General features: G+C 51.8%; 9 protein-coding genes. 4 read left to right on the plus strand and 5 right to left on the minus strand.

Going from position 1 to position 12,400, the window contains the following annotated elements; all coding sequences use genetic code 11:
* Positions 1 to 3 precede the first annotated feature (3 nt).
* Both hutW and O1Q74_RS12735 read right to left on the minus strand, forming a co-directional pair.
* Positions 4 to 1,317: a heme anaerobic degradation radical SAM methyltransferase ChuW/HutW gene (gene hutW / locus O1Q74_RS12730; protein ID WP_271873601.1), complete on the minus strand. Its 1,314-nt coding sequence runs from the start codon at positions 1,315 to 1,317 to the stop codon at positions 4 to 6.
* A gap of 422 nt (positions 1,318 to 1,739) precedes the next feature.
* The gene (locus O1Q74_RS12735; protein WP_271873602.1) at positions 1,740 to 3,332 is read right to left on the minus strand and encodes an ABC-F family ATPase; all 1,593 of its coding nucleotides are present in this window, start codon (positions 3,330 to 3,332) and stop codon (positions 1,740 to 1,742) included.
* Positions 3,333 to 3,449: 117 nt separating this feature from the next.
* Here O1Q74_RS12735 and O1Q74_RS12740 point away from each other — a divergent pair, with 117 nt between their 5' ends.
* The 4 genes from O1Q74_RS12740 (at position 3,450) to treC (ending at position 8,668) form a co-directional block, all read left to right on the plus strand.
* The gene (locus O1Q74_RS12740; protein WP_271873603.1) at positions 3,450 to 4,346 is read left to right on the plus strand and encodes a PhzF family phenazine biosynthesis protein; all 897 of its coding nucleotides are present in this window, start codon (positions 3,450 to 3,452) and stop codon (positions 4,344 to 4,346) included.
* A gap of 14 nt (positions 4,347 to 4,360) precedes the next feature.
* The gene (locus O1Q74_RS12745) at positions 4,361 to 4,921 is read left to right on the plus strand and encodes a GNAT family N-acetyltransferase (protein WP_271873604.1); all 561 of its coding nucleotides are present in this window, start codon (positions 4,361 to 4,363) and stop codon (positions 4,919 to 4,921) included.
* Between the two features lie 574 nt (positions 4,922 to 5,495).
* On the plus strand, positions 5,496 to 6,914 hold the full coding sequence (gene treB, locus O1Q74_RS12750; protein ID WP_271873605.1) for a PTS trehalose transporter subunit IIBC: 1,419 nt from the start codon (positions 5,496 to 5,498) through the stop codon (positions 6,912 to 6,914).
* 62 nt (positions 6,915 to 6,976) lie between these two features.
* Positions 6,977 to 8,668 (plus strand): alpha,alpha-phosphotrehalase, encoded by a 1,692-nt coding sequence (treC, locus tag O1Q74_RS12755; protein WP_271873606.1) that lies wholly within the window; start codon positions 6,977 to 6,979, stop codon positions 8,666 to 8,668.
* Between the two features lie 49 nt (positions 8,669 to 8,717).
* On the opposite strand, the gene elaB is transcribed toward treC, so the two are convergent.
* From elaB to nuoM, 3 genes are all read right to left on the minus strand, one after another.
* A complete protein-coding gene (gene elaB, locus O1Q74_RS12760; protein WP_121295695.1) occupies positions 8,718 to 9,029 on the minus strand; it encodes a stress response protein ElaB in 312 nt (103 codons plus the stop codon).
* Positions 9,030 to 9,359: 330 nt separating this feature from the next.
* Positions 9,360 to 10,817: an NADH-quinone oxidoreductase subunit NuoN gene (gene nuoN / locus O1Q74_RS12765; RefSeq protein WP_225085242.1), complete on the minus strand. Its 1,458-nt coding sequence runs from the start codon at positions 10,815 to 10,817 to the stop codon at positions 9,360 to 9,362.
* Between the two features lie 6 nt (positions 10,818 to 10,823).
* On the minus strand, positions 10,824 to 12,359 hold the full coding sequence (nuoM, locus tag O1Q74_RS12770) for an NADH-quinone oxidoreductase subunit M (protein WP_271873607.1): 1,536 nt from the start codon (positions 12,357 to 12,359) through the stop codon (positions 10,824 to 10,826).
* Positions 12,360 to 12,400: the final 41 nt, after the last annotated feature.

Genomic DNA, 12,400 nt, shown 5'->3' on the forward strand with positions numbered 1-12,400 from the left:
CGGTTAGTGCGCATGCTCTTCGGCATCAAGCTGAGGGATAATTTGTTGTAATGCCTGCATCAGGTTGTTCGCCCAGAAGCGGCCATCGTTGGTCAGGCGCAGGCAGGTGGAATCGTCACAGGTCAATCCGGCCTGATGCCACTGGCTAAGCAGCGGCTGAAGTTCACGGGCATGCCGAGTCAGTTGAGGCAACGTAATACGACCCACTTCAATCCCCGCCTGAAGCTGATGCTGCCACGGCCCGGTCGGGCTGGCGGGCGTCATCATCATGATCGGTTTTTGCCCCTGGTCGATCTGCTGGTAATAGCGTTCCAGGCTGCGTTCCATCATATAAGCTTGCCCGTTTATATTGCCGCCCGCGCCACTCCCCATCGCCAGACAGTCCGCGCCTTGTTTAATCAGCAGATTGTACAGATTGCGTTCGCGCGTGGTGCGCGCCCAGTGGCTGTTGCTAAGCTGATGCCAGCCGGCGTCAGCCAGAAATGCCGCGCCAGTCCGATAAAAATCACGGCGGGCAACCACATCGGGCAATGCAACACGCTGGTTTTCGGCAGCTTTCGCCAGCGGTGTGGTCGGTAACAGGTTCAGTGCATACAGATCGACGCCATCTAATGGTAAATCACTGACGATAGCCAGATCTTCGCGCCAGATTTCCGGCGTTTGTTCCGGCAGGCCGAACATCAGATCGCATACTACGGCGGCTCTGTCGCGCTCGCACAGGCGTTCAAGGAAGCGGATTGACTGCTGTTTATCCGACGTACGCGCCATACGCTGACGGATGCGGGTATCAAACGTCTGAATCCCGATGGAGAAGCGGTTCGCTCCCGCATCCAGACAGGCATCGATCCGCTCATCGTCAAAATCCATTGCCCGCCCTTCTACCGTGATCTCACAGTCAGGAGCCAGCGGCAGAGAGGTACGGATCGCACGAATGATCTGCGACAGCTCATCGGCTGCCAGCGCCGTTGGCGTGCCGCCACCAAAATACACCGCATGAATGGGCGCAGACTGATGCAGCGAGCTGTCCGCCTCCATCGCCAATTCCTGCAACAGATAACGGGTGTAAGTCGCCGTACTGTCATCACGCAGTTTGTTCTGGTAAAAACCGCAGAACGTGCAGTGCGTGGCGCAGAAAGGGATATGCAGATAGAGCAGTCGCTTACGCGCAGGCACGATTTGCTGTTTCAGCGCCTGCCAACCGGCAGGAATCTGTTCTGGTGAAAGCGGCACAGGGTTGCGCCAAGGCATTGCCATACGTCGGGCGCTAAAAGGCTGCTCACCGGGCTCGGCATAATACGGCGTCAAATCGATGTTCATTAACGGCCCCCAAATAATCAATAAAATAAATTAAATGATAATTATTTTTATTTGGCAACGTTGTAACAGCGTAAATGAATGTGCTGAATTTGAGTGCAGCGAAATAACGAGATGGATTAACAAATTGTTTTCTTTTACGCAAACTGAAAACCGTACGAATAAACCACACTACTATTTTATTTCAGACAGTTACGATGCAGCCTTCTTTCTTTTTTTAACAAGTAAGAAAAAAACATAGCGTTTATTAAAGTTCGTTAATTTGAATAATAAACAGGCAGGATAAGTGAGTATTTTCGTCCGATGGCATCGGTGAGAAGAGATAAAGGAAGAGGTAAAAACCGAGAATAACCGTCCTCCCCCCCTAAAAAATGGTCAGTAGGACGGAAATTAACGGCCTCGTGATCGAGGCCGTTAATACACGCTTATTGAATACCCTGGCTGCGCAGGTAATCTTCATAGTTACCGGTGAAATCAATCACTTTATTCGGCGTAATTTCCAGAACACGGGTCGCCAGTGAGCTAACGAACTCACGGTCATGAGAAACGAACAGCAGCGTCCCTTCGTACATTTCCAGCGCCATATTCAGCGATTCAATGGATTCCATATCAAGGTGGTTGGTCGGTTCATCCATCACCAGAATATTCGGACGCTGCATCATCAGCTTGCCGAACAGCATGCGGCCTTTTTCACCACCAGATAACACCTTCACTTTCTTCTTAATGTCATCCTGGCTGAACAGCAAACGACCCAGTATGCTGCGTACGGCTTGTTCGTCGTCTTTTTCCTGTTTCCACTGGCTCATCCAGTCAAAAACGGTCAGCGTCTCGTCGAATTCGTACTCATGATCCTGCGCGTAGTAGCCGATTTTTGCATTTTCAGACCACTTCACCGTACCGCTGTCTGGCTGAAGATCGCCGACCAGCGTTTTTAACAGCGTCGTTTTACCGATACCGTTGGTACCCAGAATAGCGACTTTCTCACCGACTTCGACCATCAGGTTCAGCTTGTTGAAGAGCGGACCATTGTCAAAACCTTTGCTCAACGCTTCCACTTCCAGCGCATTACGGAACAGTTTCTTATCCTGATCGAAACGGATAAACGGGTTTTGACGGCTGGATGCTTTCACTTCATCCAGTTGGATTTTATCGATCTGGCGCGCACGCGATGTCGCCTGCTTGGATTTAGAGGCGTTGGCGCTAAAGCGGCTGACGAACGATTGCAGTTCGGAAATTTGCGCTTTCTTCTTGGCGTTATCGGCCAGTAGGCGCTCACGAGCCTGCGTCGCGGCCGTCATGTATTCGTCATAGTTGCCAGGATAAATACGCAGCTCGCCGTAGTCCAGATCCGCCATGTGCGTACAGACCATGTTCAGGAAGTGACGGTCATGCGAGATGATGATCATGGTGCTGTTACGCTCATTCAGCACCTGCTCCAGCCAACGGATCGTATCGATATCCAGGTTGTTGGTCGGTTCGTCGAGCAGCAGGATATCAGGATCGGCAAACAGCGCCTGCGCCAACAGGACACGCAGTTTCCAACCGGGAGCAATCTCACTCATCAAGCCATAGTGCTGCTCAACGGGAATCCCCACGCCCAGCAACAGTTCGCCCGCGCGTGACTCTGCGCTGTAGCCATCCATCTCACCGTATTGCACTTCCAGATCGGCAACTTTATAGCCGTCGGCTTCGCTCATTTCAGCCAATGAGTAGATACGATCGCGCTCTTCTTTTACCGCCCACAGCTCACCGTGGCCCATGATGACGGTATCCAGCACGCTGTATTTTTCAAAAGCGAACTGATCCTGACGCAGTTTACCCAGACGCTCATTAGGATCGAGGAAGACGTTACCGGCGCTCGGCACCAGGTCGCCACCGAGAATCTTCATGAATGTGGATTTACCGCAACCATTCGCGCCAATCAAACCGTAACGGTTACCGCCGCCAAATTTAACGGAAATGTTTTCAAACAACGGCTTGCTGCCGAACTGCATGGTGATATTGTTGGTACTTAACACAGCACTTATACTCGAGTCGGAATGTGATTTGGCGCGCATTATGCCACAAGCGCGCGATAGGATCGCGGTTAGTTTTGAGTAATATTTAAGCGATAGCGCATACAGGAGAGAAATGCGATGCCTACACTACGTCGTTTCAAGCAGGTCGACGTTTTCACCCAACAGCCTTTCAAGGGCAATCCGCTTGCCGTCATTCTGGAAGCAAATGGGCTAACCGATGCGCAAATGCAGGATATCGCGCGGTGGACAAACCTGTCAGAAACCACGTTTGTCCTGCCAGCCACCGATCCTTTAGCGGATTATCACGTCCGCATTTTTACGCCAGAATCGGAGCTGCCCTTTGCCGGACACCCTACGCTAGGCACAGCACATGCCCTGCTGGAAGAAGGATTGCGCCCTAAATCTCCAGGTCAGTTAGTGCAACAGTGCGACGTTGGCTTAGTTCCGATCAATATTAATGACGATGGCAGTCTGACTTTTCACGCACCGCAGGCCACTATGGTTCCGCTGGGTAATGCGCACATCCCATTGCTGGAAAAAACGCTTGGCATTAGCGACGCTGATCGTGCCGTTATCGATAACCGCTACCCGCCCACCGCGGTACACATGGGCATTCGCTGGCTTGTGATTCGTGTCGATAGCGCCGACACCTGCCTGAGCATCGTACCTGACGCAGACGCGCTCTACGCCGTGCAAAACCTCAGCCAGACTAACGGCATCGCCATCTATGGCCCGCACGATAACGCGATACCAACCGATTATGAAGTTCGCACATTCTATATTGAGCAGGGTCATCTCAAAGAAGATCCGGTTACCGGCAGCGCCAACGCCTGTCTGGCCGCACTGCTTCGTCAGCAACACGCCACTAATAACATCAGCGCTCCACTCAACTACCTTGCACGACAGGGCACAATGCTGCACTGTGATGGTCGCATTACCGTGACGTACCTGAACGATGAACCCTGGATCGGCGGACATAGCGTCACAATCGTTGACGGGACGTTGCAGTGTTAAAAGGGAGAAGTTTTATGGAAGCATCATTGGTAGATACGTTATTTACAGATAAATTGTATGAATTACATCATCACCCCCATCTACACCTAACAATACAGGAAGAGCGCGATGCCGATGCGATCTTTACCCTGATCCAACAGGAAAAAGCGCGTCTGCGGCGAACGTTGCCATGGCCGGATTCCGTCAAGACCGTTGATGACACGCGTGAAACCATTCGCGGCAATAGAAAAGCGTTCTTTGCTAAAACAGCCGCCGTATATGTTATCCGCTGGGACAACATGCTAGCTGGCATCGTCTCCTTCAATACGATTCAGAATAAAGAAGGCGTCATCGGCTACTGGATTGCAGAAGAATTCGAAGGTAAAGGCATCGTTTCTCAGGCCGTCAGCACACTGATAGCCGCCTATACCGATGCAGGCCTCGTCGAGCGTAGCATCATCAAAGCCTCAACCGCCAACACGCGCAGCAACGCTGTTGCTCAACGACTCGGCTTCCACTTTCATCACATAGAGAAAGACGCCGAACGGGTTGGCGAGCAGTGGTTCGATCACAATATTTATCGCTATCCCGTCTGATATCACGTCTCATGACATGCCATCACCTGCTCCGCTAGCTTGCCAGTTGCGGAGCAGGCTCTTTCGCTCCCGTCGTACTGCCTTTGCCACGTCGTTATATTTTTGTGATTAAAGTCACAAAAATGTTGAAATCCGATTTCATCTTCGCTACCATTAAAAACGTGATGAACATCACATTTAACTAACCCGTTAGAGGAGTCTGATAATGAAAACGTTTCGTAAAATCAGCAAATTCTTTAAAAGAATGGGAGATGTTTATGTCAGTTATTGTGAACGTATTGGGTCAATCATCAGCCCGTTCTGATTGTGATATAAACAATCTCTAAAGCCGCCTCCTTACAGGCGGCTTTAGTTTTTCTCCCGCTGACACGTCCCATTCATCCCTCTTCCTTTTTTGTCTACCTGCTTGTTGCAGATTTGTGCGGCACACCGCATGCCTGAGCATTCTCGTTTAAAAACAGCCCAATGCGTTTTTCTTTCACGGCACAATCATCGTTAACAGACTATGCTTTTCTGTAGCTGTACTTGCTTCGCGTCCCCGACGTCTGCGCTAAAAGATAAAAAGGACATGACTATGAGTAAAGTTAAACAACAGGATATTGACCGTCTGATCGAACTGGTTGGCGGACGTGAGAATATCGCGGCAGTCACGCACTGCATCACCCGTCTCCGCTTCGTCTTGCACGATGCATCCAAAGCCCATCCCAAAAACATTGAAGAGCTGCGAATTGTCAAAGGGTGCTTCACGAATGCCGGGCAATTTCAGGTCGTGATCGGCACCGATGTGGATGAGTATTACAAAGCACTGCTCGCCACGACGGGAAAAGGTGAAATAAATAAAGAAGAGGCCAAAGTCGCCGCTCGTCAAAATATGAGCTGGTTCGAGCGCAGCATTTCACATTTTGCCGAAATCTTCTTTCCACTGCTTCCCGCGCTCATCAGCGGGGGGCTGATCCTCGGCGCACGTAACGTTATCGGCGATATCCCGATGCGCGACGGGCAAACGCTGGTACAGATCTACCCGACCTGGCAAACCGTCTACGATTTCCTCTGGCTGTTGGGCGAAGCGATCTTCTTCTATCTCCCCGTTGCAGTCTGCTGGTCAACCGTACGCAAAATGGGCGGCACGCCTATTCTCGGCATCGTACTCGGTATCACACTGGTATCGCCGCAGCTAATGAACGCCTACCTCATCGGACAGCAAACGCCTGAGGTCTGGAATTTTGGCTGGTTCACGATTGAGAAGATAGGCTATCAGGCACAGGTTATCCCCTCCGTCTTAGCGGGGATGGCGCTGGCACTGATCGAAACGCGGCTGAAAAAAATCGTGCCGGATTACCTCTATTTGGTGGTCGTGCCTGTAACGTCACTCATTCTGGCTGTTTTCCTGGCACATACCTTGATTGGTCCATTTGGTCGTATGATTGGTGATGGCGTCGCCTGGGCCGTTAAAGCCGTAATGACGGGAAGTTTTGCCCCCATTGGTGCCGCGCTGTTTGGGTTCCTGTATGCGCCGCTGGTCATCACCGGCGTGCACCAAACAACGTTAGCAATTGATATGCAGATGATTCAGAGTATGGGCGGCACGCCAGTCTGGCCACTCATCGCGCTATCCAATATTGCTCAGGCGGCCGCGGTCGTTGGGGTGATTCTTGTCAGCCGGAAAGCCAATGAGCGTGAAATTTCTGTTCCCGCTGCCATTTCCGCCTTTCTGGGCGTGACCGAGCCGGCCATGTACGGCATCAACCTGAAATACCGCTTTCCGATGTTGTGCGCCATGATCGGCTCCGCCGCCGCCGCGCTCATTTGCGGCCTGTACGGTGTGACAGCAAATGGCATCGGTGTCGGTGGATTGCCGGGCATTCTCTCCATCAAGCCACAATTTTGGGGGATTTTCGCTATCGCCATGCTGGTTGCCGCCGTCATTCCGATGGTACTCACACCTCTAGTCTATAAACGTAAGCTCCGCAACGGCACGTTGAATCCAGCATAACCGTTCCGACATCAATTCAGTCGTGCTGCTGAGGCACGGCTTATCGTTATAGGAGGATTTTTATGAATGCATCACTCCCCTGGTGGCAAAACGGCGTAATTTATCAAATCTACACGAAGAGCTTTCAGGACAGTACCGGAAATGGCATTGGCGACATCGCAGGCATCACCGCCCGACTCGATTACCTGCAACAGTTGGGCGTTGATGCGATCTGGCTGACGCCGGTTTATCTTTCCCCTCAGGTAGACAACGGTTATGACGTGGCCGACTACTGCGCCATCGACCCAACCTACGGCACAATGGCCGATATGGAAACGTTGATCGCAGAAGCGCATCGACGCCGCATTCGTATCGTCATGGATATGGTGTTCAACCACACGTCTACGCAGCACCACTGGTTCCTGAACGCACAAGATCGCCGTAGCCCCTATCGACATTTTTATATCTGGCGTGATGGCAATGACGGTGCACTACCCAATAATTGGCATTCAAAATTTGGCGGCCCCGCCTGGCAGTGGCACGAAGCAAGCAAACAGTATTATCTGCACCTTTTCGCCACGGAACAGGCCGACCTCAATTGGGAGCACCCGCGCGTGCGGGATGAATTAAAGCAGGTCTGTGAGTTTTGGGCAGATAAAGGCGTGGACGGACTGCGGCTGGATGTGGTCAATCTGGTCTCCAAGCAGCAGGATTTCCCGTCAGATGTTCAGGGCGATGGACGCCGCTTCTATACTGATGGCCCCCTTATTCATGATTACTTGCAGGAATTCAGCCGCGATGTTTTTCAGCCCCGCGGTTTAATGACCGTCGGCGAGATGTCTTCGACCTCATTGGAGCACTGCCGTCGCTACGCCTCACTGGACGGTAGCGAATTGTCCATGACGTTCAATTTCCACCATCTGAAAGTCGATTATCCAAATGGGGAAAAATGGACGCTGGCAGAACCTGACTTTATCCAACTCAAGCAGCTTTTTACTCACTGGCAACAGGGTATGCACAACCATGCCTGGAATGCACTGTTTTGGTGTAATCACGATCAGCCGCGCATCGTGTCGCGTTTTGGAGATGAAGGCGAATTTCGGGTGCAATCCGCCAAGATGCTGGCGATGGTGCTGCACGGCATGCAAGGCACACCTTATATCTATCAGGGCGAAGAACTGGGCATGACCAATTCTGGCTATACGCAGATTGAACAATACCGGGATATTGAAAGCCTGAATCAGTTTGCTGAACAGCGTGAACAAGGCCAACCCGCCGAACAAATCTTAGCGATTCTCGCCAGCAAATCACGCGATAACAGCCGCACGCCAATGCAGTGGGATGATAGCAATCATGCCGGATTCACGACAGGCACACCGTGGATCTCACCATGTCAAAACTTTGCCCACATCAACGCGAGGCAGGCATTGGCGGATAAAGCGTCCGTTTTCTACACCTACCAGCAGCTTATCGCTATGCGTAAAGCGCTGCCGCTGCTGACGCACGGAGACTATCAGGATTTGCTGCCAGATCATCCCAGTATCTGGTGTTATCAGCGTACCTGGGAAGGCCAACGGCTTTTGGTTTTGGCAAACCTCAGCAAGCACTCCCTTCGCTGGCAACCTCCTACTGACCTCCACGATCGTCGCTGGCGACTGCTATTCAGTAATTACTCTGATGCACAGCCTCAGCCCGCAATATTGGAACTACGTCCGTTTGAAGCCATATATTGGGTACAAGGCATGTCTGAGAAAGAGGATAAGATTCAGGAATAGAGAATATTGGAGGATGTAGCGGGGAATCCCGCTACATGATTGGCAGAAATTAGCGCTTAGCCAGCAGTAATCCCAACACCAGACCGACGGTGGCGCCGATACCGATACCGTGCCAGGGTTTGTCATGCACATACACATCAGCTTTGTCGGCCACCTGTTTTGCACGCGCATAATAGCTGTCTGTTACGCCAATGCGGGCTTTCACTTCCAGCAGCGCTTTTTCTGCTCCTTTTTTCAAATCAAGGTAGGCCTGATCGGCCTGATCGCCCGTATAGCGCAGTACCTCATCCAGCGTTTCAGACAGAAGTTTTAAATCATCATCGACACGAATTTCTTCAGGCTGTTTTTTGGTTGTCGCCATAAAGTGCTTCCTTCTGTTATCAAAAGTCATTGGTTATGAAAAACCATTGGTTATGAAAAGTCATGAGTTATAAATCGTTGCCTTCTTAACTATAGACAATTTTTCCTGACTTCTATGGTTTCAGCAGACCAGATCATTCCTAAAACGTACCTTGCTTGCTCTTACTCCCGTTCAAGAACGTGGTGATTTTGCTGATAAAAAAACGCAGGGAGCGTTTTTCAACGTCGCTTGCGACGGCCAGAAGGGTGGCAAGCAGGAAGCTCGCCATAAAAAAACGCCGTTGATTCTCATCAACGGCGTTTCATGGCTCAACCCGACTCTCGGCGATGGTTACAGCATTGGCTGCGCCAATTGCACCAGAGAGATAAGCGGCTGTGGATACAAACCGAAGAATAGAACTGCGATGGAGGAGATCAGTACGACTACACCACCTGCGGTTAAGGCCCAGTTATTTGGCGTATCACGCTGTAGCTGTTGAGGAGCCGTCAGGTACAGGCTCACCATCACGCGCAGGTAGTAGTACAAACCAATGGCGCTACCCAGCACAACGGCACCAGTCAACCACCACAACTCCGCATTCACACCGACAGCCAGCACGTAGAATTTACCGAAGAAGCCCAGCGTCATCGGGATACCCGCCAGCGACAGCATCATCACCGTCATCACCGCAGACAGGATCGGTTTATGCCAGAACAAGCCACGATAAGAGAACAGTGAATCGGCATCCGGACCACGGTACGGGCTGGACATCAGACTAACCACGCCGAACGCACCCAGGCTGCTGAACAGGTAACCCACCAGATAAACGCCGACGGTTTCCAGCGCCAACTGATGGCTCTGCACCGCAATCAGGGCAACCAGTAAATAACCCAGATGCGCGATGGAGGAGTAACCGAGCAGGCGTTTGATGTTGGTTTGCGATACCGCCATCACGTTACCGAACAGAATCGACGCGAACGCGATGATGCCCAGCACGATTCTGACAGACTCGCTGTCAGCCATCGGCGCGTAAAGGAACAAACGCATTACCGCACCGAAAACCGCAATCTTACCCGCCGTGGCCAGAAACGTAGACACAGGCGCAGGCGCCCCCTGATACACATCAGGTGTCCACAGTTGGAACGGTACCAGAGACAGCTTGAAGCCCAGACCGACAATCATCATCCCCAGACCAGCCAGCAGCAGCGGTTCATGGATTTGGTGATCGCTCAGGCTCTTACCAAGGCTGGCAAAGCTCATATCGCCCGATTCAGCATAGATCAGCGCCATACCAAACAGCAGGAAGGAAGACGCCGCCGCCGACAGCAGCATGTATTTAATACTGGCTTCCAGCGAGCGTTTCTGGCGGAAGGCATACCCCACCAGACCAAACAGCGGAAGGGAAAGCAGTTCAATCCCGATGAACAACGATGCCAAATGGTTGGCACTCGACAGCAGGATTCCACCCAGCGCAGCAATCAGCACCAGCAGGTAGAACTCATCACGGTTGTCTGGGTAACCTTGCAGCCACGGATAGGCAAACGTACTGGTAGCCAGGCTGGCAAGCAGAACCAGCGCGGTATAGAACATCGAGAAGCCATCAACACGCAGCAGCGGCGTCACGTCCGTTGGACCAACCTGGCCGACGAAGTACAGTGACAGCAACGCAATATTCAGGCCGATAACCGTCATGGTTGCGTTGACAAAATGGTTGCGTCGCCACGCAATGCACAGCATCACAACCACTACCGTCAATCCGACGATCAACAGCGGCGATAGCGCAATTAGTTGTTGAAGAGTTATTGTCATGGCGAATTACGGCCTTGTTGTTGAAATAATTGAATCTGGAGCAGACGACATAAACCACTGCTGGATATTTGACATCGCGGCACTGGAGGTATCCAGAATCGGTTGCGGGTACACCCCTAACAACACCAGTAATACCACCAACAGCATCACGATAGACAATTCGCGGATCGACATACTCTTCAATGGCTCATCAGATTTAGGCGCACCGTAGTAAGCACGCTGCATCATGATCAGTGAGTAGACTGACGCAAATACCAGACCGAAGGTTGAGATCACCGTAATCACCGGCACAACCTGATAGCTGCCGAACAGAATCATGAATTCGCCGACAAAGTTACCCGTACCCGGCATCCCCAAGGTTGCCACAGCAAAGAACAGAGACAGCGCAGGCAGGAACTTCAAGCGCGCCCACAGGCCACCCATTTCACGCATGTCACGGGTATGCAGACGTTCGTACAGCTGACCACACAGAATGAACAGACCGGCAGCGGACAAACCGTGAGCAATCATCTGAATCACCGCGCCCTGATAAGCCAGTTGATTACCGGAATAGATGGCAATCATCACGAAGCCCATGTGGGACACCGAGGTGTAAGCAATCAGACGTTTGATATCCGTCTGTTTGAACGCCAACCAGGCACCGTAGAAGATACCAATCACACCCAGCCACATAGCGATCGGTGCAAAAGCATGGGAGGCGTTCGGGAACAGCGGCAGACTGAAACGCAGCAGGCCATAGGCCGCCGTTTTCAACAGGATCCCTGCCAGGTCAACAGAACCCGCAGTTGGTGCCTGACTGTGTGCATCTGGCAGCCAACCGTGCAACGGCACGACAGGCATTTTTACAGCAAACGCGATGAAGAAGCCCAGCATCAACAGATATTCAACACCGTATGACATCGGCGTCTTCAGCAGGTCTTCATAGTTGAACGTCCAAACGCCAGTGGCATTGTGATGTACAAAGACCAGCGCCAGAATCGCGATCAACATGATCAGGCCGCTTGACTGGGTATAGATGAAGAACTTGGTCGCCGCCGTAATTCTGGTTTTACCGTCGGAGCCTTTATGCCCCCACAGCGCAATCAGGAAGTACATCGGTACCAGCATCATTTCCCAGAAGAAGAAGAACAGGAACATGTCGATGGCAAGGAACACGCCGATAACGCCGCCCAGAATCCACAGCAGGTTCAGGTGGAAGAAGCCCTGATAGCGCTGAATTTCATTCCAGGAACAGAGGATTGCCAACACACCCAGCAACCCCGTCAGCACCACCATCAGCAGTGACAGGCCGTCCAGCGCAAGATGAATACCGATGCCGAAGCGCGGGATCCATGGCACATAAAACTCAGATTGCCATTGTGGCACGCCTGTCGGTGCGATCAGCGAATAACCGCCTTGCAACCACAGTTGCAGAGACAGTGCGAGTGTCAGCCCCATTGCAATCAACGCTATCCAGCGCGGTACTTTCGTACCAAAACGCTCTAACTGCCAGCACAGCAGACCGCCGATAAAGGGGAGAAGAATTAGCCAAGGTAGTAGCATGGCGTTTTGTGTCCCTAAATTAAAGAAATCTGAAAACTTGC

The sequence above is a fragment of the Pectobacterium sp. A5351 genome, from assembly GCF_028335745.1.
Taxonomy (GTDB): Bacteria; Pseudomonadota; Gammaproteobacteria; order Enterobacterales; family Enterobacteriaceae; genus Pectobacterium.

Bases quoted from the DNA above. Each gene is read 5' to 3' on its own strand.
- O1Q74_RS12740 (WP_271873603.1), top strand. From the start codon at position 3,450: ATGCCTACACTACGTCGTTTCAAGCAGGTCGACGTTTTCACCCAACAG.
- O1Q74_RS12745 (WP_271873604.1), top strand. From the start codon at position 4,361: ATGGAAGCATCATTGGTAGATACGTTATTTACAGATAAATTGTATGAA.
- treB (WP_271873605.1), top strand. From the start codon at position 5,496: ATGAGTAAAGTTAAACAACAGGATATTGACCGTCTGATCGAACTGGTT.
- treC (WP_271873606.1), top strand. From the start codon at position 6,977: ATGAATGCATCACTCCCCTGGTGGCAAAACGGCGTAATTTATCAAATC.
- nuoN (WP_225085242.1), bottom strand. From the start codon at position 10,817: ATGACAATAACTCTTCAACAACTAATTGCGCTATCGCCGCTGTTGATC.
- nuoM (WP_271873607.1), bottom strand. From the start codon at position 12,359: ATGCTACTACCTTGGCTAATTCTTCTCCCCTTTATCGGCGGTCTGCTG.
- hutW (WP_271873601.1), bottom strand. From the start codon at position 1,317: ATGAACATCGATTTGACGCCGTATTATGCCGAGCCCGGTGAGCAGCCT.
- elaB (WP_121295695.1), bottom strand. From the start codon at position 9,029: ATGGCGACAACCAAAAAACAGCCTGAAGAAATTCGTGTCGATGATGAT.